Source organism: Lysobacter antibioticus, from assembly GCF_000731095.1.
GTDB lineage: Bacteria > Pseudomonadota > Gammaproteobacteria > Xanthomonadales > Xanthomonadaceae > Lysobacter > Lysobacter antibioticus_B.
Genome location: NZ_JMTZ01000004.1, coordinates 25,629 through 51,024 on the forward strand (window position 1 = coordinate 25,629; position 25,396 = coordinate 51,024).

A 25,396-nucleotide genomic window follows, 5' to 3' on the forward strand; every position below is an offset into this window, starting at 1 on the left:
CGCTTGCAGATGAGGTAAAGGACCCCGGCTTCGGCCGGGGTTTCTTTTTGAAAAGTTCGAAGGTGAAGGCGTAGCCATGCGACGGAACACCTTAGTCGGTCCGGACAGCCAGCACAGATTCACTGTCATTGCCGTTCCATATGGGCGACGAGTCGCTGCTGACACAACCCCTGCGCCGCGACCCAAATCCTTCACTGAAACGCCAACGTAAGGACTCGCAATGCATCGCGCGTTCGCCGGTCGCTGAGGTTGCTATAGAGCATCACGTCCTGCGAGCGAATCGGCGGCAGCGACAGGAGTCCGCCGACGTCGACCGTGCCCGGCGGCGCGGCGCGCCGCGCCAGCAGCGCCACCGCAAGGCCGGCGACGGCGGCGGCCCCCAGGATCGCGGCGCCCTTGCCGACGAAGACTTCGCGCCATGCAACGCCGGCCCGGTCGAGCGCACGCACCGCCTCGATGCGGATGCGGCACGACTCGCCTTGCGTCGCCAGCGGCAATGGCTGACCGGCGCGCGGCTCCCAGCCGGCCGCCGCGAACCACGAAAAGGGCTCCGCGAAAACGATCTTGCCGCGCTTGCCGCGATCCTCGGGGCGCAGCACCAACACGGCGTCCAGTTCCCCGCGCTCCTGGCCTTGCATGAGTTCTTTGGTGCCGCCGATGCGCATCTCGACCAGCAGGTTCGGATCGTGGTCGCGTATCTGCCGCAGCAGAAACGGGAGTTCGCTGCCGACCAGTTGCTGGTTGATGCCGATCGCCAACCGACGCTGCTCGGTCTCGAAGGCGGCGGCCGCGCGGTCGTGTGACGACACCAGTTCGCGCGCCACACCGAGAAAGGCCAGACCCTCGACCGACAGGCGAACGTGCCGCGGCGTGCGTTCCAATAAGCGGCGGCCGAGTTGCCCTTCCAAACGCTGCAGCTTGAGGCTGACCGCGGACTGGGTGGTGCCCAGCACGTCGGCCGCGCGGGTGAAGCTCTGCAAGTCGGCCGCCAGCAGGAAAGCCCTGACCGCGTCCACGTCCATCGCTTTCATCTGTAAGGATTCGATTTTGAAATGCCAGATATCTTTGTAAATGCATTTTTCATATCGATCAAGCGGCTTAGGATGGGCCGGTCGATCTCAACCCATAAGGACTTATCGCGATGAAACCATTGACCGGCGCATTCCTCGCAATGCTGGCGGGGCTGGCCGCGCGCGACGCGCCAATGCCGACGAACGTCTTCCCATTGCAAGGCACCTGGACACTGGTCGCCGCGGACAAGCTGTTGCCGGATGGGAAGACGACGCGGGACTACGGCGAGAGCCCCAAGGGCAGGCTCGTCGTCGATACCAAGGGGCGGTATTCGCTGCAGATCTTCAAGTCCGAACGCCTGCATTTCGCCAGCGACAGCAAGGCCGACGGCAGCGTCGACGAATTCAAGTCCGCGGTCATGGGCAGCAGCACTCATTACGGCACGATGGCGATCGACGATCGGGCGGGGTTGCTGGCGTTCTCGATCGAAGGCTCGTCCTTCCCCAACTGGGAAGGCACGACGCAGAAGCGCCAATACAAGTTGGACGGCGCGGAACTGCGTTACAAGGTGCCGCCGCGGGCGGATGGGAGTATCCCGGTGTCGGTGTGGCGCCGGCTCGATTAAGCCCTGCCCGCCTCGTTCTGAGGCGATCGCGCCCTCGATTCACCCTTTAGCCGATGGAACCCTCATGCCGCACTTCGTAGTCGATTGTTCTCAGGGAATACTTCAGATCCACGACGAAGAATCGATCATCGCTCGGCTGCATCGAGTGGCGAGCTCTTCGGGATTGTTCGAGGAAGCGGACATCAAGGTCCGCGTACGCCCTTTCGGAATTCATGCCGTCGGTGGCGGGCGGGAAGATTTCATTCACACCTTCGCCTGGATCATGCAGGGACGCAGTGTCGAGCAACGCGCTGCCCTGTCGAAGGCTATCGTCAGCGAGCTGGCCGAGATGTTCCCCCAGCTTCCTCGTATTGCCACGAACATCGCCGAGTTCGAGCAGGCGACCTACTTCAATCGCGCAATGATGTGACTGAGCGGTCAGTCTCTGTTGTGGCTGGATTTAGGGATCCGCACCGATTGATGGATATACCACCGGGCCGCGAAGCGGATTCGGCCTGAACGAATTGTTAGACGGCCGCTCCTGCTTACTCGCATGCAAGGCTACGGCGGGATTAGCCATTAGTCGTCAATGCCGTCCAAATCATCCCATGCATCCTTTGAGCCGCGCGAGCCAAGCAGCCTCATCTGCCGCGTCCAACCTGCCTGGACTCCTCAATTGCACTGCAGCCGCCGTACACAGGGCTGCGGATCCGAGCGCCAGCCAAAAGATCTATTTCGCCGAGGACGCGACGACTGGATGAATCACGATCGCTGCCAAGCAGCAGATTAGAGTGACGGCGCCACCGCAGAAAGCCGCTATCCAGAGCTTGCGGCCCGACGTACCGCCCTTCGTCGCTTTCGCTGGATCAGGCTTCATTGATCTCTCCCTGCCGTCTGACGCCTGAGCTACGCCGAGTCGCGAAACGCGCTCGGCTCGAATGAATTGTTCGCTGGCGGCTCTACTGCTCCCACAGTGTCTCTGACCCCTTATGATCGCCTAGAGTAAGGGAGATCTTCTTTTTTCTGCCTGGGGAGTTAAGCCCTTGGAAATGCAGATCAATTTTGTCGTCGAAACAGCCTGAAATATGTATGTACGCCTTACCGTCCCAGACGCGAAGGAATTTTGGATTCAGGTCAGAAATCTTTCTTGGAACCGGATTCCTTGGGAAGTCCATGATGATTGGATCTAAGTTTTTCCGCCTGGCATCAACAGACTGAATATATTGATAGAGCTCAGCAAGCCGCTCTTTCGGCAACGCACGCATTGCGCGAATTGCGTCTTCGTTTCCGCCGCATCCACAGCCGGCCAGGAGGAAGACAAGGCCTAGATGGAACAAAACGCGAGAGAGTTTCATAGCTGCCTTCTGCCGGAATTAAGCCAGACCGCGAAGCGGCCTCGACGCGAACGGCTCATCAGGCGCGAACGTACGTAGTTAGCGCCGAGACTAAGGCCACGGCCATCGGCAACGTGGCTGCCAAACGCCATTTGCGAGAAAGTCGCCCAAAGAGCGGCGCCGCTATCAGAAGCGCATGAGTCGAACCCACCATCGCCGCGATGGTGGCGCTGGTGGGGGTCACCCAGGACAGATCCCCAGCTGCGGAGTACGGGTCAGACGGGAACCAAGCGATCGCCAGGTACAAAGCGATTATTGCCAAAGGCCAAGCCAAGCCGAGAGCACAGCGGAGCCGCAAAGATGCTGACGTATGGAATGCGCTGAACACCGAATCTTTCCTTGAAAGGTGTTGACGGGTCGGGACCGTAGTGCCGAGCTCTCATCTTGGCAGACATACTGATCGCCGGAAAACTCGCAGGAAAGTCCACGGCTAACCCATTGATTCGTAAGGCCCTGAATTCAGAGCTTTTGCTCGCCAAAAGGGATCGCATCAGGCGGCTCGGTACCGACACTTGCGCCCCTCTTGCGCAACCCAGCTCCGGCCGGCTGCGGCTTCCGGCCGAAACGCATTCTCCCGGGCCATCGGCGCTGCTGCTTGACAGGTTGCCGGGTAGAGCTGGACCCTGCGCGCTATGAATATCGATATCGAAAAGCTCAGCCTGTCGGAACTGACGTCCCTTCTGACCGCCGCGGAGCGGCGGAGGCAGTTGATATCCAGCCGCCGGCCCATTGCCTTGGTGCGTCGAAACGTGATCGCACTGGTCGCCCAGCACGGTTACACGATCGAGGAACTCTATGGGGATCGGCCGGTAACCGAGATTGCCGGCAAGAAGCGGGCGCCGCGGCGAAAGACGGGCAAGGTGGCTGCCAAGTACCGCGACCCGGATAACAAGCGCAACACTTGGTCGGGCCGTGGCCGGATGCCGGTGTGGTTGGCCCAGAAGACGAAGTATGGCCGGAGCGTCACTGACTTCCTGATTCCCGGCCTGGCAAAGCCCACCGCCCGTAAGAACAGTCCAATAGGCCAACGAACGCTCATCAAGCAGGGTTGACGCAGAATTCTTGATGCGCGAGGAAGCTCACGCGGGATCCATTCGGTCTCTTATGCATCGACAGGCGCGCCGCGATCGCCGCTCAGTCGATGTGCCAACCCAGCAACGCTGTGAACCGTCAAAATCACGGAGCTTTAGCTGTGCCCGTTGATCTGAATAATCCGGCAACGCCGCAGAAGCTCAGGCTTTGACCAGCCCAAGGTTTCGCAACATTTTCCTATAGGCAGTGGATGCCAAATCTGCGCCGAAGGATTGCTCGGAGTCGCTGGTCAGATCGATGTATCTGGGGCGTTGCCTTTCCACGACAGTAAGATCGTCCGTCTGCACCTTTTGCGAGAATGCATTGACCTCCGCATCCGAGCCCAACCCCAACGATTCATCGAATTGGATGGGATAGAACCAGACGCACTGCTCCTCGCTGACGGGGGATGCGCAGTTGAAGATGGTAAATAGCCCGTCCGGAAAATAGATATCCAGAATGGCGATGAAAGGCGCGTGTATTCGATAGGCGCGGCGCCAGGTGAAATCCTTTGGCGACGCATGCTCAAACGGATAATTTCCAAGCGAGCTACTGTATTCGAAACTAAAACCCCGACCGAACGATTCGACCTTATACGCCGGCATAGCCTCTGCAGTGCATTCGCTGAATGTTGTGCGATGTACGAATGGCAGGTGCGAAATATCCATGAAGCCTTCGACCTGTCGGCCAGCGGAAGCATTGACGTTTACCGGTGGCGCCACGACCAGCCGCTGGCTTTCGCTCTCGCGCCCAAGCCCAAGCCCAAGCTCATAGAATGCGCCTGCTCCAAGACTGGTCCACAGCAGCCCGTGAGACTCCACGGCCGGATAGGAGCAGAGATCGAACCGCTTCAAATTTTGCACTTGGGGATGCGCTGGAATTCTTGCGCATGCCCCCAGATGGGCGAATTGCAAGCCGTGGTAAGGGCACTGCAACCCTGCTTCGCTCACGGCTCCTGCAGAGAGCATTTCGCCGCGATGCGGGCAGCGGTCATCTGCAACCACCACTTCGCCTTGAATTTTATAGATCACCAGGGGCTTGCCGAGCAGCACGGCCGCCAGCGGCTTACCCTCTATCGTGGCTGCCTCGAGATCCTGCAGTCTGGCAACCGGGTAATAGTAATCCATGAGTTTCTGCGAGTAGCTCATAAAGCCTCCGACCGCTCTGTCGGTAACGCCTCGACAGCGTGCGGCTTGACGCGAGGAAGGGTTAACCCGGTTCGCGCATGGCGCGATATCCGGTCAGATAGGTTCCCCACCAGGCCTGCAGCAGAGGCAGGACGACCATGAGTCCCATCGCACGGACTTCGCCATGCCCCCCGCCTCCGTCCAGCCATCCGATAATTGCGACTACCGCTACCGCGCCCAGCGCGCCGCTGACGCGTTGCACGATGTTGACCAGCGTGGCCGCACCGCCGATGTCCTTTCGGTCCACCGCGGCATAGGCGGCCGCGGTGGTCGGGTTCGTAGTCCAGGCCAGCCCGATGCCGCGGACGAACATGAACACCGCAGCGATGTCGGATGGCACGGATACCAGGGCAAAGGGCGCCGCAGATACCGCCAGCATGGCGGCTCCGGCCAGGACCACCGGCCGGGGGCCGAAGCGATCCACAAAGTGGCCGGCGAGATACAGCGCACAGGACGTTCCGGCCCCCATGAATAGCAGCATCACACCGATCTGCGAGTGGCTCATCCCCTTGGCATGAAAGTACAGCGGGAACAGCAGCAGCCCTCCGAACAGGTTTGCGCTGTTTCCCACGGCCAGCAGCGACGACGCGCGGAACTGGGGATTCCGCATCAGCTCGAGCGCCAGCAGCGACGATTTGCTCGTACGGGCAACCGCGATGAAGAGCATCAGCAACATGGCGCCGCCGCCGATAGACAGCCAACCGTTTCCGGTTGGATAGCGGGAGGCGATCTCCGACGCGCCGTACAGAGCCAAAGGCAGCCCGGTCACGATGAGGAAGAGCTGCCCTAGAGGAAGTTTAAGGCCGTGCTGGGCGACGCCGCCCGGCATCACCTTCGCCGCCCACACCGCGGCGATCGCTCCTAACGGCACGTTGATCCAGAACAGCCAGCGCCATGAGGCGACGTCGACCAACCAACCGCCTATGCCAGGCCCGATCGCAGCGGCCAGGCTGATCAAGGTGCCGACAACGCCTAAGACACGGCCTATTTGGTCGCGCTGAGCGCCTGCTATCAGGATGGCATGCCCGGTCGGCAGCAAGATGCCGGCAGCCAGCCCTTGGGCGATACGAGCGGCAATCAGTGTTTCGAGACTGGCCGCAAACGCACAGCCTATCGACGCCGCAATGAAGACGGCCAGCGCGGCGCCCCAGATGCGGCCGTGCCCGAACCGGTTGCCGAACCATGTCGAGGTCGGCAGCGAAACGGCCATGGATATCAGATAGCTGGAAACGACCCACTGCGCGTCTTCGAGAGGTGCGTTCAGATCCGCCTGGACAGCGATAAGAGCGAGTGCGGCGAGGGTGGCGTCCAGCATCACCAGCATGCCGCCCATCCCGGACACCAGACCGATAGACCACACTCGTCGCGATACGCGCGGGGGGCTCATAAAGCGGATCTGCGCGGGACCGTCCTTGCGGAAGGTGTGCTGGCTTCGGCAACGCCGGAAGGGGCGTATATCCTGGCTTGGGGATCGGCCTTGTGCTCGATGCTTAGCAACCACGCCACTGCCATCGCCAGAACGACCGCGGCGGAGGCAGCCACCCAGCGAAGTCGCGTCGGCAACGTGCCACCGTTGCGATGGATTATCTCCAGCACATGGCGCGAAGCCAGGCTGAGGGCCAGTACGGTGACGATGGTCAAGAACGCATGGCCATTGGCCTTTATGGCACTGCCCATGTGGCTGGAAAGCATCAGGAAGACGATAGCGGGCAGCAGAAATGAATGCTGGTTGCGTCGATCCCAGTACTGCTTCTTGGCCGGATCGGTTCGCTCGCCCCGTATCGCCGCGGCCATCGCCTCACGCGTCGCCGGATAAAGATTACCCAGTATGTTGACCGATACGGTTATTCCAAGCATCGCCCCTATCTGAATCATCGCACCCTGCTGCGCTAACAAATTCGCGTAGAGCGAGGTCCAGGCCAGAAGATGAACGGCGCATGCGAAGTAATAGAGGGCCTTGCGCTGCAGGGAGATACGATTGATCGCCTCATTGATCAGCGGAGCGCCAATGAATCCGACCAACGAAAGGGCGATTGCCGCGCGAGACGACAGCGACGGGGCGCTGGGGTCGAGCAGGTAGATCTGGGGTTGCCGGTAATAGATCAGCGCGAAAAGAACCAGGCCGGTAGCGAACAGCCAACGGATCAGATTGAAAGACAAGATAAGTCCTTCGAGATCGGGTGCTGTGGGATGAGCGATTCTTTCCGTTTTCCAGAACCCGAGGCTATGCGTGTCCCAGACCTCGAGATCCGTCGGCGGGCTGGCGAATGGACGGGCCCTCATCACCAGCCTGCGCAGCCACAGCACGAAGCCCATCCAGGCGATCGCGGCAATGACATGCAGCCAGCGCACGATGTCGGTCATGAAATCGATCAAAGCATCCATCGTGATGGCCTCCTCCGGGTAATCCGGCAGGCGTTCTATCCTGCTGCGTTGGTGCCACCCCACTTCCGTCGGCACTAAGAATTCGACCGAAGTGGAGAGGTGCTGCTCATGCGGTGGACAACCCCATTTGTCGTAACAGGCGCCTGTAATAAACCGATGCGAGGTCCGCGGCGAAGGAGGCTTCGGCGGCGTCCAACGGAAGATGGCGCGGCTGCTGGTTTTCGACCATCAGACGGTCCTCGGCGAAGATGCGGGCGTTGAAATCCTTGACCGCTTCGTCGGTGCCGATCTCGAAATCGAAACACACCGGCGAGAACAGCACGCTACGATCGCTCGCCACCGGGCTGGCGCCGTTCAAAATATTCAGGCGCCCGTTTGGGAAATGCACGGTCAGGTGAGCCAGGTATGGAAGGCGAACATCGAAGCTTCGACGCCACACGAAGCCCTCCGCAGTCATCCCACTGCCGACGGCGTAGTTCGAGACCGTGCTGCAGTAATCGAAACGCAACCCATCTTCGTCGACCTGGACCGCGTAGGCAGGCACCGCGGTGTTGGCGGGATCGGCAAACGTCGTGGTGTGCACGTGTGCGAAATGCGCCACGTCTATGAAGCCCTCTACCTGTCGCCCCGCACTGGCGGCGATCGGTACGGGATCGGGCGTCACCTTGCGAAATGCGGGATCGGCCCAATCGGAGCTCAGCTCCGGAAACGGCGAAGGCGAAGTGCCAAGACAGGTCCAGACCAATCCATAGCGCTCCACCGCAGGATATGTGGAGAGCCGGAACTGCTGCGATGGCGTGAGGTGCGGATGCGCCGGTATATGGACGCAGCGCCCCTGCTGCCCGAATGCCAAACCGTGATAGGGGCATATCAAGGCACCCTCTCGATGCTGTCCCAAGCTGAGCCGCATGCCGCGGTGCGGGCAACGATCGGCGGCCACCACGATGTCTTGGCCGGACCGATACAGCACGAGATCGGTTTCCAACAGAGATACGCTGACGGGACCTTCGCGCACGTCTTCGCTGCGCGCTATCGGGTACCAATAGGGGAGCAGCTCAGCGTGCATGCTCGCTCGCCCATTGAGTCACGGCCTTGCGCTCGTCCGGCTGCATGTCCGTGGCGTTGCCGGGCGGCATGCGTTCGCTCTGCACTACAGCGGCGATGAGGCCTGCATACAGCGGCAGGGTTTCGGACGTGAAGACGATTCCGCGCGGAGGCGAAGCCATGCCTGGGTAGCTGGGTTGCGCGGCGTGGCAAACCGCGCAGCGCCGTTGAACGATCGCATCGGCGCGCAATGGGACGGCGCTCATGGCGGCGGAGCTCGCGATCGAACTCGCTATCGGGTGCTCAGGCCGGTGCATGGCCGGGTGCGTAGCGATGCTTGCCGAGACCTGGGTACTGGCGGGAGTGCCGACCTGTTTGGCTGGAATCCGCGGCAAAGCCATCCAGGTTATCCCCAGGCCGAGCGCCAGGACTGCTGTCGCAGCGATCCAGCGGGGTTCTATCGGCGTCACCCCGCCGTTCTGGTGGGTGGCGTCGAGGACCCATCGGGCCACCACGCTCAAAGCGAGTACGGCGGTGATGGTAAGGAAAGGGTGGCCGTTAGCCCGGACGAGACTTCCCATGTGGCTGGAAAGCATCAGGAAGACGATCGCTAAAGTGATGTACGCATGGCGGCCCCGCCGATCCCAGTACAGCCTGTCGATGGGATCCGGCTGCTCGCTCTTCAGCACCGCGTTATACGCCTTACGCATCCTGGGATAGAGCCACCAGATAACATTGGACGCGATCACTACACCCAGCATGGCGCCGATCTGGATCATGGCGCCGTGCTGGGAGAACAGGTTCGCGTACAGCCCCACCCAACCGAGGACATGGGCGATGGTCGCGGTCATGTATAGAGTTTTGAAATGCAGCGGTATGCGATTGACGAGCTCGTTGATCGCAGGCGCGCCTACCAGGCCAAGCAGCGAGGCCACAATCGCTTCCCGAGCCGATAGCGGAGCGATGCTCGGGTCGACCAAATACGCCAGGGGTTGCCGATAGTAGATTAGGCAAAACAACACGATGCCAGAGCCGACCAGCCAGCGAATCTGATTGAACGACCAAACCAGGCCGTCCAGCTCTTCTGCGGTAGGCGCCGCGACTTTTGAGGTCCGCCAAAACGACAGACTGTGCGTGTCCCAGACCTCCAGCTCGGAGCGCTGATCCAGGAGCGGTTTGGCTCGTAGCGTCAGGCGCCTTATCCAAAGGCCGGCACCCAACCAACCGAATGCAGCGAGTACATGCAGCCAACGGGCCACATCGGCCGCCAAGTCGAGCAAAGTGCCTATCATTGCGCAATCTCCTAGCCTATCTCAGGGCGACTCAAGCACGGCCCCGGCGCGCCGAGGGCTCGGCATGCGGACTTAACGCTCGGCCGCTGTAGCCACGGCGAGAGACGACTTCTGGAGCCCCGGGAAACGAGTGCAACCGTTCGAGCCGCTTGCAGCAGCTGCGCTGATCGTTTTACAAACCCCCTCTATCCCCCTTCCCTGCCAGGTCCGCGCTGCGGATGCGGTACGTGTGGCAACGCTATAGGACAGGACGCTGGACACTTCTGTGCACCCATCCTCATAACGTCGGACGCTCACCATTTCTCACTACGCCATAAGCGACGACGGCGCGATGGCATCAGGGCGTACAAGGTCTATCGCTTCAATCAGCCCACGATCGCGAGCGACGGCGTAGTCCGCCGCCGCCCAGAAAATCGGCAGCCAGCCGCGTGGAAACGCACGATGCAACTGCGAGCGCACGGCCCCATGTTCGGCGTAATCGGCACGCAACCGCTTCAGCCCTTCGCAGCTTAGAAAAACAACGTCGTTGCGGGGCACGAACCTCTCATGGGCAGAAGGCTCGCGAACACTCCCCTCAGGCATGAGGCACCGCCAATCGGTCACGTACCGGCCGAAATCGGGAAACTCCAGCAACGCGGAAAAGCGGTAGTTACTCGTATACCAGCAGTTGCATAGCAAGTCCGACACCTTCGCCATGTTGTATGCATGCGTTTGGCGAAGGCTCATCCCCTCGGGGCGAACGCAACCGCCGTGCGACAGGACGGCTTTCAGCGTGACCGAGGCGTCCGGCTCCAGCCCTAGCTGCTGGGTCAAGCGCTCGATGCATGCATCGCGGCCCATATCGTCGAAGCAAAAGCTGTGCGCGTCGGCCGGCGCAAACGGGTGATAGCTGACGTGAATCCTCATGAATGGTTCCGTCCTTAGACTGGCCGAGCGCACAGAAGGAACAAGGGCTGCTAATTCCTTAGCCGTTGACTTCCAATATCTCAGCGCCTCCCAAGTTCGCAATGAGGGTAATGGTCCGCAGCATCGAGTCCTTGTCTGGGTAGGACTCGCCATAGGCCATCGGCTCCCCATTTCCACCGACCAGTCGCCAATGCCACTGTCCATCGGTCGGAGATCCCGCCAAGAACGCATTGGACAACGAGCGCTGCCCACCGGCTTTCATGCCTTCCCGATAAACCTCGAAATGCGGTTTACCAGCCATGGCGCTCCCTCCCCTGGTTACTGGGACAACGGCGCTCGATGCTGCTTGCGGCCAATAGTCAACGGAAGCGCTCGGGCCGTGGCGGTGGGCGGCTGGCCGGTGTTCCCGCTCGTCGGGGTTTATGCCTGGAATACTTCAAAAGGAGGATGCGGCCAGGGCACTGCTCGCGATAGGCCGACCGGGCAGCCCAGCTCGGCTAGCCAGCCACACCGGGTCTATAAGCGAGTTGACAGAAGATCGCCATCTAAACGGCGCCAGGCTTAGTCGCGCTGCTGAGCTGGCTTAAGAAACACAGCATTCAGCCCGAGCAGGACGGCAATCGCTAGCAGCATAATTGTCTTCGGGGTGGTAATCCCGAATTGAGAATAGCGAAAGAACTGGCCGAACAGGAGCAGAGCCCAAAATGCCGAAAGGCCACGGGCAACTTGGCAGGCTAAAGAGCTGGCAACCCAAAAATGTACAGCCAGCGCCAACAGGAAGGGCCATGCCACGAATAGAAAGCCGCCAAAGCCGCCCTGGCTTCTGCCGAAGAACGTGAGCGCGATGCATACCACAAGACCCACCACGTTCCAGGCAATGAGCCATCGCTCAAAAAACTCGCCTACAGACACTTTTCGGTGACGTCGCGGGTTGATCGGCCTAGCAGGAGCCGAACTATTCGGACGAACTGGATTAGGCAAGCCATTCGAATTGTAGGGGTCACTCATGGCGGAGTCGTAGTGCGATATGTAAATGAATGCTAACAGCAAAGATTGCGCAGCACGCATGTGATCGTGCACTCGATCCCCGCCACCAGCTCCTCGGAAGTACGCGGCGTGAGCGAACTACGCCCCGATTCCCAGCGCCCATAGGTCCGGATGGAGATTGCCACGTCACAAGGTGAATATTCGGAGCCTCCCCGGCCAGGTCCCGGCGCAAGCAGCGATGGAAGAGCGCACACCCCAGTCGCCCTCGGCGATTGGAGTGTGCGCTCTCGGGAGGTTAGTTACCCGGCGCGCAGACCGCAGCGAGGATTGCATACTTCAGATTGCGAACAGCCAACTGCAGCCCGCGCTGAATACCCGCCGCCGGCCACGTCCCGGATCTGCATCAATCGGACCTTGCGCACTACCAGAATGAGTTGATACGCGGGCAACACCGGGTACTCCGGCTCCACTCCATCCAAGTACCGAACTCCTGAGCACAACGATGGGATCAGGTTGAGCCACCCCTGCTTTCCGCAGCCTGCCCCAGGCTCGAAGGCACCGCGTGACCACCACGCATCGCCCGGAAGCGCGAACGCTTCCGGGCCCGCGCCTTACCTAATAGGACAGATACTCCAGACGTTTCGCGCTCAACTCCGCAGCCGATTCGTTCCGCACGTCGGCACTGAAGCCTTTTCCGCTCATGGTGTTCCCGTCGATCAGGAAGCTGAAGATACTCGGCCCCTTGCCGGAAACTTTGTCCCTGGGGTATTGGGCGTTGCCGTGGCACCCCATGCATCCACCCATCACCAGCTGGTCGGTCGGAGTATTCGGACGCAACCCCTTCGCCTTCACGCCCAGGATACTTGGCAGCCCGCGCTTGGCAAGCAGGGTGAAGTCCTGCTGGTCGGGGTGGGGATCCTTGACTCCGCCCTTGAACAGCTGGATGCCAGGCTGGCTGCTCTCGATCACGATATTCGCCAGGTAATAGTCCTGGGTAAGCGGATCAGGCGTCTTCGGCGTGATGGAGCTGTCCTCGTTCGTCGGCAACACCTGCAGCCCCACGAGACGATAATACTGCCACACCGAATTCTTGAACTCGGGCGTGCTGGCCATGGCTTTCTGGACTTCGGTGTTGACGTTATAGACAGCGCTTGTTCCTACCGGTGGATTCTGGACCTTGATCGGCCCCGAAAACCCCTTAGGCACGGTGAATTTGCCGGGAATGACATCGTAGCCGTGGGCACTGTCTATCGCGCCCGCCAAGGGCAGCGGGACCAGGGTCCGGTTGGATCCGGTATTGAGGATGGCCGACGGCCTCGTCCCTGGCGGTACCGATGCATCGTATTGCAGTTGGTCATAGAGGTTGACGAGATACAACCCGGTGTCTTTGCTGTCTGGCGTGGTCAGGCTGTCCAGCTGTTCGAAGGTGGTGTAGACGAACGTCGGGTAGTTCTCCATCTTGCGCAGGATGTGCACGCCGACCAGACCGAAGGTGGCCACCCGAGCCTGGATCTGACCATTCTCGTTGTAGTAGTACAGGGCCTCGGCCGTGTGATAGCGGCCGGACGCGATCAACTCGGGAGTCATTTCCCGCCATGCCGACTTGACCTCCACGGATTCTCCCGGGTTCGTCCCGTTGGGAGGCAATTCCAGTGCAGTCGGGGGCTTCTCGGCGTTGTAGATGGACTTTACATAATCATATTCAACAGGGTTCACCCTGGCCTGAAACAATATGATGTGATCGTCCTGGGGATTGGCCGACGGCGTGCTGCCGCTCTTCGGAAAGAAGATCTGGTTCTGGCCGATCTGGGTATTTTCGTCGAGATTGTTGAATCGGGCGTCGGTTGAGGCGACATTGACATTTTGGAAGGCGTACTCAGGATCCAAAGCAGCTAGGTTCCCTCTGGGGGCCGATCCCACGGGGAACAGCTCGGACCGGTGAGCAAAGGTTTCCCAGAGCAGCTGATTGCTGCTGAAGTTGGAACGGGCGGTTCTGCCGCTTTGATGGAAGTCGCTGGCGCCGGAGGCGGCGAAGTTGCGTCTCGGATCGATGCTCCCCCGCACTACCGGAGACTTGCCGGCGGCATCGACGCCGTTTTTCTGCGCGGGGGAATTGAAGTGGATGAACTGCCGCCAGGCAAAGCGGGCGTATTCCTCGTGAGTGATGTTGGGCTTGTAGGGGTCGTAGTTGTACGCCGGCGGGGCGACGGGCAGAGCCGCCGGAGTCGCGGTCAGGTCAGCCGCCGTGATCGGTGCGCCGCCCGGAAACGATGTTTCTTGATCCTTGGAGATCGATGAAGCGGCGACAGTGGGCTCGGTTCTCGTACATGATGCGGTCATCGCCAGCGTACCGGCGAGCGCACCGAAGATAATGATACGGGTCTTCATTGCTGCACTCCGTCATTGTTGCGCCCCGTGGTGAATCCATGCGATCCATCGCGGCAGCCATGGGAATTCATGAGTTATCGTGCCGCCCCCACCTCAGTCGGGAACGGGGGCGAAGGCGGATCAGCCCACGTACTGGTACCACTGGATCACGAAGTTGGTATCGTTGTAATCGTTATCGGTACCGTCTTCCGTCACGTATAAATTGCCCCCGCCGAGTGTTTTGTTGATGAAGAACACGACTGGATTGCCCGCCGAGACCTTCGGAACGTACGGCCCGCTGCTGCCGAACTGGACCTGCATCCCGTGCGCCATGGTGAACCTGCCGGCTCCGTTCTGGAGGAAGCCGACGTTGACGCCGCTACCCGAGATCGGGAAGGTCTCCTGAGTGCCATCCAGGCAATAGAAACTGATGGGGTTACCGCCGGAGTCGACGACCTGGACGTACTGCGTGTATTCGGCCTGATGCATCGCCGTGAACGTCACCAGCTTGCCGTCGGGGATGTACTCCAGGGATTGGGGGTCCGACCATTTGATGCCTGCCATAATGGAATCTCCTTATCTTGTTTGGCTTCCAGGATTGGATGAGGCGCCGCTGCCGCCTTCATCGGCGGTCATGCCGCTGGCTCCACGGGACCGATGCGCATGGCATTGCTTTCCGGAACAGTGTCGTCGAGCAGTTTGTGGAGCACGGAGTTTTCTTCCGCCGGCTCACGTCGACAGCGTCGTGCATGGCGGTGCAGAACTATTGCAAGGACACTCCGAATGGGCGCTACCGTTCCGGCGACAGTTCCACAATTCAGAGGAGCCTCGTTCCATACCCACATCACGGCCCAGCTCGACTGCCGTCAAAACACGCAGGCCTGAATCAGAACCTGGCGCTTCGCGCAGCGACTTTCCTTAGTCAACGACACAGGGCGAAAAGCGACGAAGTAGTCTTAAGGTTCCTGGATGGCCTTTCTGTGATTCGACGGAAGCACCGTCGCCTTAGGTTCAAGCATCTGCGTCTTAGCGCATCGCCAGCTACTACGCTGTTAGGCGGAAGCCGCGGCCAATCTTTTTGACCGATGCTTGATACGTCTCACAAAATTCGGCTTCTATTTCGTTCGAATGCGACTTCGCTCGCAAAAGCATCAGTAACCAACGAGTGAGAAGTTCCGTGCGTGCAGCAGCCAAATCGGGGCGTTCGCACAGCCCGAACACGCCGATGGCGATGAGCTCGGCAACGCCGCCGACGACGCAGGCGAAAACACTGCGATCGATGCGACAGTCAGTTCTGACCTGGGGCCGGGGCATAGATGCCGGCAGCACCGGCAGCACCGGGGCCAGTAGATCCAACCCACCCGGGAAACGCGTCCAGAGCGAGCTGCATCAAGTGGCCGGCCTGCTGCTGCGTCTGAAGGGGGGCGATCATCGCGCAAGTGATGGCAACGACCGAATGGCAGCGGCGCTCGGTGCGCGGATTCTTTGCGGGCGCCCTGAAGAAGAAGGGCTAGCCGCTGAGCTCTACTAAGGAAGAAGGAGCGGGTCTACTGGCATCCAGCCCAAGGCCACGCAACTCGGCGCCGACGGCAAGCCGGGCGTTGCCCGGCTTGCCGCTTGAATTACGCTGGCCGCACTCGGCTTAGTCGTCCGAAAAGCAGCCTTGCGCCAGCTTGACGTACCAGTAGCCCGATGCCGGCTGAAACTCTTCGACGAGGATCGTCTCCTCCTGAGTGGATTCTCCCCATCCCAAGTAACAAGCTTGGTTCGCGTAGTACGATGCGGCTTCGTACGCTTGATCGCGGTCGTGGCCGTAGCCCTCGCCGATAACCTGGTAGTGATGCCGGTCCGCAAGAGCGGCGCCGCTGAACACGATCGACATCAGGAAGGCAGTGCCGACGGCGCGATACTTATTCATCTTCATACGTGCTCCTGCGAGTGAAGTTTGAAGGCTGCGGAATGATCGTGACGACTGTGTGCCCCCCTGCCGCCGCAGATAGCCCAAACCAGGACTGGCACCGCTATCTAGTGTCGTGAATGCGAGCGTGGCGACTCGCTTGGTCGTAGAACACCCTCGATGCGGACTTCAAGGGTCGCTCCACCGACGGCACCGCGCCGCTGGAAAGCCTGTGATTTCCGAGCCCCGCGCCGCCGCGTCACTGCGGCGGGCCGACCCAGGCCAGCGGATCGAGCATCAGCCAGAAACCTTCGGCGCCTTTTTCCGCCAGCACCGTCTGCGCGCCCAGGTCGCTGGCGCGTTCGCGGAACTCCAGCTCCAGTGCAGTCCAGGCTTCGACTTCGTCGTCGCCGTCGTCGTAGATCTGGCGCACCAACAAATGCCCCGGCGCCTGCATCCGCCATTCGAACGGCAGCGCTTCCTGACCGAATGCCGGCGACCAGCTGTGCAGCACGCCGCGGCCGCCGTCGTGGAATTCGATGCGGTCGCCGATCAAGCCTGCGGCTGTGCCGAGCGCCGATTGCCAGCGCCCGACCGGGCCGCGCAGCAGGATGTGCGATCGATGTTCTGCGTTCATGCCGTGCATCTTGCCGGAATAGGGGCGCTATCGGATCGGGGCGGGCCGCTGTCGGCCCATGCCGTCAACCGCCGACCTCGATCGGTTTGCCTTCCACCACCAGCTCGTAGATGGTCTTGGTGATTTCCGAGCCGGCCATGTAGCCGAACGCGCCGGTCGCGAGCGTGCCGACGCCGTACGCGGCCCAGCCCCACGGGCCGGTGGTGTTGACGGGCGCGGCGACGGTAGCGAACGCGCCGCCGGCGGCGGCCGCGCCGGCCCAGCCGCCGGCCACTTCGACCACGGTCTTGACCTTGTCCTCGGCGGTGTAGATCCGGTACGCGTCGGCGGCCACGCCGACCACGATCAGCACCCGTCCGCCGACCCGGAACGCGCCTTCGACCTTGCCGGCCCAGCCTTCCCGCGCGGCCAGGTCGTTCGCCGACTTGAGGACTTCAGGATCGGCCTTCACGCCGTGGTTCTTGATCACGTCGAGCAGGCCTTGCGTGCCGCCCTGGACGCGTACGTTCTCGGGGCGGCTGGTCAGGGTGAACTCGCCGTTGGCCGAGCGCGAGAACATGCTGTCTTGCAGGCTGACCTTGCCGACGCCGCTTTCGGACTTGGCCACGGTTTCGCCGACCTCGGTCCACATCTGCCGCTCGGCCATCTTGCTGGCGCTGCGTTCGATGGTGTTCTGGTTGCGCTTGGACAGGGGCTCGTCGGGGCCCTTGCCGGCCTTCTCGCGCACCTGCTGCTCCACCGCTTCGGCAGCGGCGGCGTACTTGCGGTCGTAGATCTCCAGCAGTTCGCGCTCGCCGAACTGCAGCGGCGGCTTCCCGCTGGTGTTGGCGACTTCCACCGGCACCACCACGCTCTTGTCGTTGCCGACGCCGACGTGCGGATTGCCTTCGGTGACGAACCACGACACCGGGCCGACTTTGCCGAGATCGGGACGGAACGGCGGCTTGCCCTCGGAGATGTTGCGCAGCATTTCGGCGGCGATTTCCGGAGTGACCGCGCCGTTGCCAGGCGCGCCGGCGCGGCTGCCGTCGGGCATGAACGGAATGCCGGCGGCGGCGCCGGTCGGCGCGCTCGGATCCAGGCCGGAGCGGTCCTGCGCGGCCAGCAGCTTCAGCAGGCCCGACTGCGCCGAGGTCGGCGCCAGTTCGATTTTGCCGTCGCGTGCGGCCGACAAGTCGATGGCCGGGCCCTGCTTTTGCGGATCGCCCGACGGCGCGTGCAGCGTGCCGTCGTCCAGCGCCGGCGCGCGGCGCGCGAACTCGGCGGCGGCCTGCGGCGACAGCCCGGCGTCGGCGGCCATCTGCCGGTAGCCCTTGTCGAGCACGCTGCGCTCGCTGTCGCCGGGAGCGACATCGACGGCGACGCCGTGCTGGGTGCCGATCGGCTTGGCCTGATCCAGGCGCTGCACGGTCTGCACCGCATTAGTCAAGGCGATCTGATCCATCGGCAGCAAGCGCGAGCCGATCGCGTCCTGCAGCTGCTGGCCCTGCTCGGGATGCTGGCGCGCATAGCCGGCGACCGCGTAGGCCATGCCTTCCACATCGGTACGACCGCAGTACTGGTGGGTCGAGACGATGCGATCGGCTTCGGCCAGCACCGCAGCGTCGTAGCTGGAACCGGTGGTGGGCAGCGGAAAGATCGGCGGAGGCGCGACGGGACGGGTGGGGTCGGTCATGGACGGACGCGGGCGCGAGTGGGGTTTGCCGGAAACCTTAATGGGGGCTCGGGCGCCCGCAAGCTAGGAACGACCCTAGCGCCGCGGCGACGCCTGCGCGGCAGCGGCTTCGAGCCCAGCCGCTGCCGCGACACGGCGTTTTTCGCCGTGACCGCGATCACGCCGATGCGTCGCAAATAATCCTGCGCCGTGCTTGCGCGGCCGGCGAGCAATGTCACGACTAGGCTTGGCTTAGCGGCGGCAAGTCGCCCTCAGCGACAAGAAGTCATCAGGGCGACGACTCTGATCGGCATTCACGACGAAATCGACACGATGCCGAGGCGCTATCAAACGGTTATCGGGGACATGGGGAGTACGTTATCTGGCGGCCAGAAGCAGCGCGTTATTCTAGCGCGCTATGTTTAGGAAGCCCCGCATCTTGTTTCCCGATAGACGAGGGAGTTCGGTCGCTGGCCATCACGAAAGTGATTGTTGCGCACCGATCTGAAACCGTAGCCAGCGCAGATCGGACTCTGATCTTCCAGCAAGGGACCGTTACTTGTGCGAGCAGAGACCGCCATCCGCGCGTTGCTCGTCAGGCCACTTTCGATCACTGTTCGAGCATGGCGCGCTAATGCAATCTCGTCTCAGCTTGTGCGCCGTTTCACCATGATAATTGTTGGTGCGCTGAAGAACTGACTACGAAGCGATTTACAACAAGGAGAGAGCAGATGAAGCAACGGAAATTTGCGGCATTCGTGAGCGCAGTAGCGGCAGCATTTCCGGCAATGTCCGAAGTGCCGAAGGACCACTTAGGATTTGTTTCGGAGTATGCAAACTACTATCGCATCGACCCAGTGGAAGCTCGGCGTCGCATGCTGGCGACGGACCGGGCCATTGAGGCGCAGACGAAGCTGCGAAATATTGCGCCTGACAGCTTTGCGGGCATGCATATCGAGCACACACCGAAGTTCAAGGTGGTCGCCAGGTTTACACAAGCGCCCGGAGCTTCGGCTCGGAAGTTTATGCACGGAGATTTCTTTCAGGTGGATTCCGCACCTTACTCAGAGATCGAGCTCCGTGAGGCACTCGACGCAATATCCGAGGATCTTTCCAGTCGTGCAGTCCGATTCACAGCGGGCATCGACATACGTAAATCCAAGGTAATAGTCGAAGTAGCGCCTGAGGATGCTCCCAGGATAGGGGCCAACTATGCGAAGGGGCTCAACTCCATCTATGAGTGGAGAACAGCGCAAGGCTTCGTCACGCCGACGTTCGCGCCATATGCTGCGTACCGGGGCGCCGACCGCCTGTGGGGCACGACACAATACTGCACCTCTGGTTTTCACTCAAAACTCGCCGATGGCACACCCGTAGTTACCACTGCTGGCCATTGCGACGACGAAATTAGAATATGGAACAACACTGGACTGCTTATTCCGAGGATCAGCGAGAAGAACGCGGGCTCATTTGATATCCAATGGCACCGATACACTTCCTCGATCTACTATTTAGATCCTAGCATTCAGGCAGGGTCCGCAACCCCTGATATTCGAGCAATACGCACCAAAGCGCAGATGATCGTCGGCCAGCATGTCTGCAAATACGGCCACAGAACGTTTTTGACGTGCGGCGATATCGCCCGCCTTGATTACACCCACCTCTATAACAGAGTACTTGGAACGTACATCCAAGTTCACAACCAGAACGGGGACATGATGACCGATCATGGCGACAGTGGCGGCCCAGTTTATGCCTGGCACGATGGTATTGGGTATGCCGCCTATGGCATGGTCCATGGTCGGGGAGGGGACGGGACTTCGACTGTGAAGGAGCTATTTTTTATGCCATCGGATCAGTTTGCTGCAGCTGGATTGTCGATCATGCTGAAGACCAACTGACCTGACCGAGCAATTGAAACAACGACGCAGTCGGCGAGCGCGCTGACTGCGTCGAATTCTCCCCGGGCGTGCCACCTAATCAATTGTTCTTAGTGAGTTCGACCTTCTCATATGGGAAGAATTGAACCACCGTCAAGTCAAGCCCTTCGCCGACGAGCTTTGCCCGGGCGCTGTCAACGTCCGCTTTATCGAGCCATACGACTACAGTCGACTCTTTCGGATCGACGTTAGTCGAGCATTGAATGCCCTTGTCCTTAAGTATGGTTGCGACTTGAGTCGCCTTCTTCTCTAGATCCCGAATCGAATACGCGGACTTGACAGGTACGAATGCCACGTCAGCCGTCAAGCTCCGCAAGCTCGATTCGGCATCCCGACTGAATTTCACGATGACTCGGTAGGTCGGCTCGTGTTGGATGTACAGCCCTCCGAATGTATCGGGGTACTTAGCTTCGGCCGCTTCCTTCACTTTTAAAGCTTCGTCGACGTGGCTTAGCCTTCGAGAAGCCTCAGCTGTGGTAACGCCGCGCTCCGCTGCGTAGTGGCTGGCAATAGGCTCCTGGCGTGTTTGAGCGAATGCGACGCTAGAAAGTAGTGTCGCGGCTGCCAGGACGAAAATTGATCTTTTCATAGAAACCTCCTTGTAACGAGAGCCGTTTGATCGTGTCGCTTAGCCACTATACTGACTTCCTGTGCCTCGTTCATGTGGCGACGTTAGCAAATCCCCCCCCCGAAATGGCCGTCCATATTGGATGCTCGACGGCAGGATGAGGAGCTTCATCATCATCAAACCAAATACATAGCAGTGAATGTCATTTGCTGGCGCCCGCACCTGCTATTCGGCAAAGAACGTGATGCCATCCAGGGATAGCCAGCCGAGCGCTCCCGCGCCCGGCTGCGACACCAGATTTTCTCCACTGGTTCTGACATCAATGCGCGCCGGAGTGCTCGAATCGCTCACGGCCATATAGATCTGCTGCGCGGGTGGGGCGGAACCCTGCGGAAAGCACGAAGACAACGGCGTCCCCGCTCCCCGCCTTCACCAGCCCTCGAAGTTGCACGCACCCGGCATCTCGGCGGTAGCCGGCTAAGGCAAAGACATCTCCATAGTTCGTCCACTGCGCATTGAGCGTCGGCGCCCTGGCCGCGTGCCAGTATCGATTGTCCAGTGTGATCCGCTCGCACTGGCTTCATAGCCTTGTCCGCAGCAGGTTCCTGGTTGCATTCGATCCTCTTAGATAACCTGGTCAGAGCTAGTTTTCAGCAGGTCGGCTGGAAATCCGGAGGGCTTAGCGCAGAGCGCGCCAGACCGTAACTAGGGCGACGACGCAGATATATCAAATACACAAGCCGCCAGAAAACGGCTAAAAGCGCCGTTTTTGCGGGAGGGGACGAATTGACCACCGATGTTGGTGGATCGTGGGCAGCCGGACTCCTACTCTGTTGATTACCCAGGATCATCTACGGTTCCTCCAGAGTAATCCACGATCATGATGATCGTCTTGGCGAGGCTGCGGCTTTGCCGCATCGTCAGCAAGCCAGGAGGCATATCGCCGCAATCCGGTCTCGACGCAACGGTCGCCTAACGCGAGACTCTCTTTCAGAGCAACCGGATGACCGCGTTCGCAGCACTCGATCACGTCACGTACACCCCGAGACGTTCATCGGCCACTGGCTTATCGAGAACTTTCCTAGAGGGGTGAGCATGATGGACTGGTACGGCATGCGGTATGGGCCACTCCTCCTGCAAACCGTCGCTAACCCGCGCTCATGCTGCCCACTTCCTGCCGCGCAGCGCGTACTCGATGGCGAGGTCGTAGACGTTGTCGCACTTCTGCTTGAAGGTGGTACGGTCATAGCTTTCCGGCAGGTCGGCATCGAGCACGCGTTCGATCTCAGCTCGTACCTGCTGCTGCGTCTGCGTACTCTGGTGCCAGTTCTGCACCAGCACCTTAGGTTGCTCTTCCACTAAGCGCCGCAGCAAATGCTTGGCCGCAAGCTTCACGCGCCGCGTTTCGTCCTGAGTGAGGGCGTCTTTCTTCAGAAGATCGAAAAGCTCCAATTCATCCTCGGTTAGCCCCTCGCGGATATGGCGCTCAGCCTCTTCCTTGAGCTCCTGGGCATAGGCAGTCAACTCTTCGTAGTAATTCTCGGTGGAGGTGGCACCCGAGTTATAGGCGTCAATCACGTTCTGCAGCCGCTGCAAGAAGTCCCCGCGCGTGGTGTTCTGCGCCAGCATCTCGGCCAGCTTGCGCTGCAAGAAGGCCTGGAGGTCTGCGATCTCGATGTTCTTGAAGGGCGCGTTCTTGAACTCCTCGCGCAGCTTCTCGACGTTCACCTTGCTCAGGTCCCAGGCCTTGCCACGCTGCACGATGTTGTACTGCGCTTCGAATTCCTTGACCGAGAAGGCCTCGGTGTTGTCCACGACCACGCTGGCATCCAGCAGCGCCTCGATGCGCTGCACTGCGCTGTCGATGTCGGCCTGCTCCACGATGCTATCCATTACCCCGCGCAGGTACTGGAAGGCCGACACAACGCGGCCCTTCTTCTGGTGGAGCACTTCGGGCTTGCAGGCCTCGTACAGCGACGAGACCGTGTTCTCGTAGACGTTAAAAGATTTGCGCTGTTCCTCGGAGGCCAGCAACGTGTTGGCAAAGCCGTTGAACTGGCCCAGTTTGGTGAATACGTCGCCCCGGTCCAGCGCCTCGTGCAGCGGCACCTCCTGGCTATGGCAGTACGCCAGACCTTGCTCGATGGCCTCGTCCAACAGGGCGAAGAGCTGGCTCTTGTCCTGCACGGGCAGCTCTTCGTCCTCGGGGCCGGCGGCATAGTCTTTCAACGCCTTTTTCATACGGCGGAAGACGTTGTAGTAGTCCACGATCTCCCCGTGCCGCTTGGCTACACCCAGAATTTCATGACTGCTCACGCGGTTGGCCCGCGCGATGGTCTGCATGAGCGTGTGACCCTGCATCGGCTTGTCCAGATAGAGCGTGCTGACCGTCGGCGCATCGAAGCCTGTTAGCCACATTGCGCAGACGAACACCAGTTGCAGCGGGTGCTCGGGTTCCTTGAAGTTAAACTCGATGTCGTGGCCGTGTTCGTCCAGCGCGCTCATGCGCCGCCGGTGAGGCTTGATGTCCAGCTTCTTCTTGGCGAACTTCTCTTCCTCGCCGGCTTCTTCGCTGACGATCACCGCCATCTGCACCGCACCCATCCAGGCCTTGAGCTGCTTCAGGCGCTGGCGTTCCACATCGTTACTGGTGGCCGCGATACGGCCGTTCAATACCTTGAGCTCGGCCTTCCAGAGCGCCTGCACCTTGTGGAACATGGTCACGGCGGTGAACTTGTCCACCGAGATGACGATGCCTTTGCCCAGGTAGCCGCGGCGCGGGAAGTGGTAGACGATGTCGCGCGCAATCGTGTCCAGCCGGTCCTCGCGCTTGACGACCTCCATCTCCTGCGCAAAGCGCTTTTCCAGCCTCTCCTGCGCTTCGGCGTCGAGGTTCTCTTCCTCCAGGATCTCCGCGAACTCCTCGCTCAGGTCGTCGTTCTGGATCAACACCTCAGGCACGCGCTTCTCGTAAAACAGTGGCACCGTGGCGCCATCCTCCACGCTCTGTTGGAAGTTGTATTCCGACACATAATCGCCAAACCAGGCGTTTGTCTTGCGCTCCTTGCCCAGCAGCGGCGTGCCGGTGAAGGCAAAGAAGTTGGCGCGCGGCAGGCCGGCGCGCATGTTCGCGGCCAGGCCGGCGTACTGCGTGCGATGCGCCTCGTCCACGATGACGACGATGTCGTCCCGGTCGGACAGCAGCGGGTAGTCCCTGCCTTTGTCGTAGCGGAATTTCTGGATAAGAGTGAACACCACGCGCTTGTTCTTGCCCAGCATCTCGCGCAGCTTGGCGCTATCGCGTGGGCGAACATCGTCCTTCGGAGCCACCACACCGGTGTGCAGGAAGTTGCGGTAGATCTGTCCGTCCAGGTCGTCGCGGTCGGTCACGACGACGAAGGTGAAGTTGCCGGTGAGCTTCCGGAAAATCTTGCGTGTGTAGAACACCATCGAGAAACTCTTGCCCGAGCCCTGGGTGTGCCAGAACACGCCCAGCCTGCCTTTTAGCTCGCGGCGGCGCTGGAACTGCGCGAAGGCGTTGTTCACGCCGAGAAACTGGTGATTCTGCGCGATCACCTTCTGTGTCTCGCGGTAGAACACACAAAAGTTTTCCACGTAGTCGAGCAACTTCTCTGGCTTCAGCAACCCCAGCACCACCCGTTCCACGCTCAGGCCTTGCGCCGCAATGGCCGAACGGTCAAGCGCTTCTTTCTCGTCGTCCACCCGAAGCCAGTTGAAGAAGTGCTCCCACTGCGCGGTAATGCTACCCAGCTTGGTCTCGATGCCGTTGCTCAACAAACATAGGGCATTGGCGGTGAAAAGCTGTGGGATCTCGGCCTTGTAGGTAGTGAGGTTGTCTTCAAAGGCTGCTCGCAACTTGACATTGCTGTTCTTCAGTTCGATGAACACCAGCGGCAGCCCGTTCACATACAACAGCATGTCGGGCCGCCGGTAGCCATGCTCGCCACGCACCCAGAGCTGCGTCACCACCAAGTAGTGGTTGCGTCCGTTCTGCGGCTCGGGCGCGTCGAAGTCAATCACACGCAGCCGCTCGGTCACCGTCTGGCCCGCCTGGGGCCCAGCTTGGGGCTTGTAGGTCACGGGCACGCCATCGCGCAGCAAAGCATCCATCTCACGGTTGGCCGCTACCAGGCTCATTGCGGTGCGCGGTAGCAGCAACTCGGCCAGGGCTTGGTCCAATGCGTGGGTCGGGGCCTGCGGATTCAGTCGCTCCAGCGCGGCGCGCAGCCGGTCGGCCAGGATCACCTCGCGCTTGTCGGTGCGGCCGGAGCCGTCGTTCAGGTCGTCGGACTGGGCCGTGAAGCAATTCAGCGCATCGAAGCCGCACAGGTGCTGGAGCCGCTGCAGCAGGGCCTGCTCGATGTCGTCTTCGCTGATGAAGTTCTTCGCGGCGGCCATGACACCTTCCTGGTGTTGCTGGTTGTGGGGAAG

23 protein-coding genes are annotated in these 25,396 nt (G+C 60.7%); 5 read left to right on the forward strand and 18 right to left on the reverse strand.

Annotated elements, in window-relative coordinates; genetic code table 11:
• Positions 1 to 191 precede the first annotated feature (191 nt).
• Positions 192 to 1,031, reverse strand: a complete 840-nt coding sequence (locus tag EX88_RS0101100) for a LysR family transcriptional regulator (protein WP_031370186.1) — start codon at positions 1,029 to 1,031, stop codon at positions 192 to 194.
• Positions 1,032 to 1,141: 110 nt separating this feature from the next.
• On the opposite strand from EX88_RS0101100, the gene EX88_RS0101105 reads away from it, so the two are divergent.
• Positions 1,142 to 1,636 (forward strand): lipocalin-like domain-containing protein, encoded by a 495-nt coding sequence (locus EX88_RS0101105; RefSeq protein WP_031370187.1) that lies wholly within the window; start codon positions 1,142 to 1,144, stop codon positions 1,634 to 1,636.
• Between the two features lie 64 nt (positions 1,637 to 1,700).
• Complete coding sequence (locus EX88_RS0101110; protein ID WP_031370188.1) at positions 1,701 to 2,045, forward strand: 5-carboxymethyl-2-hydroxymuconate Delta-isomerase; 345 nt, start codon at positions 1,701 to 1,703, stop codon at positions 2,043 to 2,045.
• A 529-nt stretch (positions 2,046 to 2,574) separates the two neighbouring features.
• Here the strand turns inward: EX88_RS0101110 and EX88_RS25590 are convergent.
• The gene (locus EX88_RS25590) at positions 2,575 to 2,970 is read right to left on the reverse strand and encodes a hypothetical protein (RefSeq protein ID WP_152566022.1); all 396 of its coding nucleotides are present in this window, start codon (positions 2,968 to 2,970) and stop codon (positions 2,575 to 2,577) included.
• Between the two features lie 671 nt (positions 2,971 to 3,641).
• Here EX88_RS25590 and EX88_RS0101115 point away from each other — a divergent pair.
• Positions 3,642 to 4,061 carry an H-NS family nucleoid-associated regulatory protein gene (locus EX88_RS0101115; RefSeq protein WP_031370189.1) on the forward strand — a complete coding sequence of 140 codons (420 nt, stop codon included), beginning with the start codon at positions 3,642 to 3,644 and terminating at the stop codon, positions 4,059 to 4,061.
• 180 nt (positions 4,062 to 4,241) lie between these two features.
• Here the strand turns inward: EX88_RS0101115 and EX88_RS0101120 are convergent, their stop codons facing one another.
• The 11 genes from EX88_RS0101120 to EX88_RS25595 all read right to left on the reverse strand — a co-directional run bounded on the left by EX88_RS0101120 (position 4,242) and on the right by EX88_RS25595 (position 15,586).
• Entirely contained in the window at positions 4,242 to 5,228 is a 987-nt protein-coding gene (locus EX88_RS0101120) for a Rieske 2Fe-2S domain-containing protein (RefSeq protein ID WP_036147804.1), read from the reverse strand.
• A 61-nt stretch (positions 5,229 to 5,289) separates the two neighbouring features.
• The gene (locus EX88_RS0101125; RefSeq protein WP_161786057.1) at positions 5,290 to 6,591 is read right to left on the reverse strand and encodes an MFS transporter; all 1,302 of its coding nucleotides are present in this window, start codon (positions 6,589 to 6,591) and stop codon (positions 5,290 to 5,292) included.
• Between the two features lie 59 nt (positions 6,592 to 6,650).
• Positions 6,651 to 7,652: a urate hydroxylase PuuD gene (locus EX88_RS0101130; RefSeq protein WP_152566023.1), complete on the reverse strand. Its 1,002-nt coding sequence runs from the start codon at positions 7,650 to 7,652 to the stop codon at positions 6,651 to 6,653.
• A gap of 106 nt (positions 7,653 to 7,758) precedes the next feature.
• Positions 7,759 to 8,718 (reverse strand): aromatic ring-hydroxylating oxygenase subunit alpha, encoded by a 960-nt coding sequence (locus EX88_RS24965; protein WP_081930523.1) that lies wholly within the window; start codon positions 8,716 to 8,718, stop codon positions 7,759 to 7,761.
• The gene (locus tag EX88_RS0101140) at positions 8,708 to 9,988 is read right to left on the reverse strand and encodes a urate hydroxylase PuuD (protein ID WP_031370194.1); all 1,281 of its coding nucleotides are present in this window, start codon (positions 9,986 to 9,988) and stop codon (positions 8,708 to 8,710) included. Before EX88_RS0101140 ends, EX88_RS24965 begins: the two co-directional genes overlap by 11 nt.
• Positions 9,989 to 10,294: 306 nt before the next feature.
• Complete coding sequence (locus tag EX88_RS0101145) at positions 10,295 to 10,894, reverse strand: hypothetical protein (protein ID WP_031370195.1); 600 nt, start codon at positions 10,892 to 10,894, stop codon at positions 10,295 to 10,297.
• 58 nt (positions 10,895 to 10,952) lie between these two features.
• Positions 10,953 to 11,195 (reverse strand): YegP family protein, encoded by a 243-nt coding sequence (locus EX88_RS24970; protein ID WP_081930524.1) that lies wholly within the window; start codon positions 11,193 to 11,195, stop codon positions 10,953 to 10,955.
• 260 nt (positions 11,196 to 11,455) lie between these two features.
• Positions 11,456 to 11,902: a hypothetical protein gene (locus EX88_RS0101155; RefSeq protein ID WP_152566024.1), complete on the reverse strand. Its 447-nt coding sequence runs from the start codon at positions 11,900 to 11,902 to the stop codon at positions 11,456 to 11,458.
• A gap of 594 nt (positions 11,903 to 12,496) precedes the next feature.
• Complete coding sequence (locus EX88_RS0101160) at positions 12,497 to 14,269, reverse strand: hypothetical protein (protein ID WP_051884294.1); 1,773 nt, start codon at positions 14,267 to 14,269, stop codon at positions 12,497 to 12,499.
• Positions 14,270 to 14,389: 120 nt separating this feature from the next.
• Entirely contained in the window at positions 14,390 to 14,812 is a 423-nt protein-coding gene (locus tag EX88_RS0101165) for a hypothetical protein (protein ID WP_031370198.1), read from the reverse strand.
• A 480-nt stretch (positions 14,813 to 15,292) separates the two neighbouring features.
• Positions 15,293 to 15,586, reverse strand: a complete 294-nt coding sequence (locus tag EX88_RS25595) for a hypothetical protein (RefSeq protein WP_152566025.1) — start codon at positions 15,584 to 15,586, stop codon at positions 15,293 to 15,295.
• A gap of 92 nt (positions 15,587 to 15,678) precedes the next feature.
• On the opposite strand from EX88_RS25595, the gene EX88_RS27410 reads away from it, so the two are divergent.
• A complete protein-coding gene (locus tag EX88_RS27410; RefSeq protein WP_430536888.1) occupies positions 15,679 to 15,762 on the forward strand; it encodes a DUF3489 domain-containing protein in 84 nt (27 codons plus the stop codon).
• 128 nt (positions 15,763 to 15,890) lie between these two features.
• Here the strand turns inward: EX88_RS27410 and EX88_RS0101175 are convergent, their stop codons facing one another.
• The 3 genes from EX88_RS0101175 to EX88_RS23370 all read right to left on the reverse strand — a co-directional run bounded on the left by EX88_RS0101175 (position 15,891) and on the right by EX88_RS23370 (position 18,457).
• A complete protein-coding gene (locus tag EX88_RS0101175) occupies positions 15,891 to 16,172 on the reverse strand; it encodes a hypothetical protein (RefSeq protein ID WP_031370199.1) in 282 nt (93 codons plus the stop codon).
• A gap of 232 nt (positions 16,173 to 16,404) precedes the next feature.
• Positions 16,405 to 16,782, reverse strand: a complete 378-nt coding sequence (locus tag EX88_RS0101180; protein WP_152566026.1) for a hypothetical protein — start codon at positions 16,780 to 16,782, stop codon at positions 16,405 to 16,407.
• A gap of 64 nt (positions 16,783 to 16,846) precedes the next feature.
• Positions 16,847 to 18,457: a hypothetical protein gene (locus EX88_RS23370; protein WP_036147805.1), complete on the reverse strand. Its 1,611-nt coding sequence runs from the start codon at positions 18,455 to 18,457 to the stop codon at positions 16,847 to 16,849.
• 710 nt (positions 18,458 to 19,167) lie between these two features.
• Between EX88_RS23370 and EX88_RS0101190 the strand changes: the two genes are divergently transcribed.
• A complete protein-coding gene (locus EX88_RS0101190) occupies positions 19,168 to 20,337 on the forward strand; it encodes a S1 family peptidase (protein ID WP_152566027.1) in 1,170 nt (389 codons plus the stop codon).
• Between the two features lie 79 nt (positions 20,338 to 20,416).
• Here the strand turns inward: EX88_RS0101190 and EX88_RS0101195 are convergent, their stop codons facing one another.
• On the reverse strand, positions 20,417 to 20,965 hold the full coding sequence (locus EX88_RS0101195; protein ID WP_152566028.1) for a hypothetical protein: 549 nt from the start codon (positions 20,963 to 20,965) through the stop codon (positions 20,417 to 20,419).
• Positions 20,966 to 22,102: 1,137 nt separating this feature from the next.
• Positions 22,103 to 25,363, reverse strand: a complete 3,261-nt coding sequence (locus EX88_RS0101200; protein WP_031370203.1) for a type I restriction endonuclease subunit R — start codon at positions 25,361 to 25,363, stop codon at positions 22,103 to 22,105.
• Positions 25,364 to 25,396: the final 33 nt, after the last annotated feature.

What these genes read in the sequence shown, in the direction of transcription:
- EX88_RS0101145 (WP_031370195.1), bottom strand. Translation starts at nt 10,894, where the DNA reads ATGAGGATTCACGTCAGCTATCACCCGTTTGCGCCGGCCGACGCGCAC.
- EX88_RS0101130 (WP_152566023.1), bottom strand. Translation starts at nt 7,652, where the DNA reads ATGGATGCTTTGATCGATTTCATGACCGACATCGTGCGCTGGCTGCAT.
- EX88_RS24970 (WP_081930524.1), bottom strand. Translation starts at nt 11,195, where the DNA reads ATGGCTGGTAAACCGCATTTCGAGGTTTATCGGGAAGGCATGAAAGCC.
- EX88_RS0101120 (WP_036147804.1), bottom strand. Translation starts at nt 5,228, where the DNA reads ATGAGCTACTCGCAGAAACTCATGGATTACTATTACCCGGTTGCCAGA.
- EX88_RS0101115 (WP_031370189.1), top strand. Translation starts at nt 3,642, where the DNA reads ATGAATATCGATATCGAAAAGCTCAGCCTGTCGGAACTGACGTCCCTT.
- EX88_RS0101140 (WP_031370194.1), bottom strand. Translation starts at nt 9,988, where the DNA reads ATGATAGGCACTTTGCTCGACTTGGCGGCCGATGTGGCCCGTTGGCTG.
- EX88_RS0101190 (WP_152566027.1), top strand. Translation starts at nt 19,168, where the DNA reads ATGAAGCAACGGAAATTTGCGGCATTCGTGAGCGCAGTAGCGGCAGCA.
- EX88_RS0101155 (WP_152566024.1), bottom strand. Translation starts at nt 11,902, where the DNA reads ATGAGTGACCCCTACAATTCGAATGGCTTGCCTAATCCAGTTCGTCCG.
- EX88_RS25590 (WP_152566022.1), bottom strand. Translation starts at nt 2,970, where the DNA reads ATGAAACTCTCTCGCGTTTTGTTCCATCTAGGCCTTGTCTTCCTCCTG.
- EX88_RS0101195 (WP_152566028.1), bottom strand. Translation starts at nt 20,965, where the DNA reads ATGAAAAGATCAATTTTCGTCCTGGCAGCCGCGACACTACTTTCTAGC.
- EX88_RS0101200 (WP_031370203.1), bottom strand. Translation starts at nt 25,363, where the DNA reads ATGGCCGCCGCGAAGAACTTCATCAGCGAAGACGACATCGAGCAGGCC.
- EX88_RS0101160 (WP_051884294.1), bottom strand. Translation starts at nt 14,269, where the DNA reads ATGAAGACCCGTATCATTATCTTCGGTGCGCTCGCCGGTACGCTGGCG.
- EX88_RS0101165 (WP_031370198.1), bottom strand. Translation starts at nt 14,812, where the DNA reads ATGGCAGGCATCAAATGGTCGGACCCCCAATCCCTGGAGTACATCCCC.
- EX88_RS23370 (WP_036147805.1), bottom strand. Translation starts at nt 18,457, where the DNA reads ATGACCGACCCCACCCGTCCCGTCGCGCCTCCGCCGATCTTTCCGCTG.
- EX88_RS24965 (WP_081930523.1), bottom strand. Translation starts at nt 8,718, where the DNA reads ATGCACGCTGAGCTGCTCCCCTATTGGTACCCGATAGCGCGCAGCGAA.
- EX88_RS0101175 (WP_031370199.1), bottom strand. Translation starts at nt 16,172, where the DNA reads ATGAAGATGAATAAGTATCGCGCCGTCGGCACTGCCTTCCTGATGTCG.
- EX88_RS0101100 (WP_031370186.1), bottom strand. Translation starts at nt 1,031, where the DNA reads ATGAAAGCGATGGACGTGGACGCGGTCAGGGCTTTCCTGCTGGCGGCC.
- EX88_RS0101180 (WP_152566026.1), bottom strand. Translation starts at nt 16,782, where the DNA reads ATGAACGCAGAACATCGATCGCACATCCTGCTGCGCGGCCCGGTCGGG.
- EX88_RS0101110 (WP_031370188.1), top strand. Translation starts at nt 1,701, where the DNA reads ATGCCGCACTTCGTAGTCGATTGTTCTCAGGGAATACTTCAGATCCAC.
- EX88_RS0101125 (WP_161786057.1), bottom strand. Translation starts at nt 6,591, where the DNA reads ATGCTGGTGATGCTGGACGCCACCCTCGCCGCACTCGCTCTTATCGCT.
- EX88_RS0101105 (WP_031370187.1), top strand. Translation starts at nt 1,142, where the DNA reads ATGAAACCATTGACCGGCGCATTCCTCGCAATGCTGGCGGGGCTGGCC.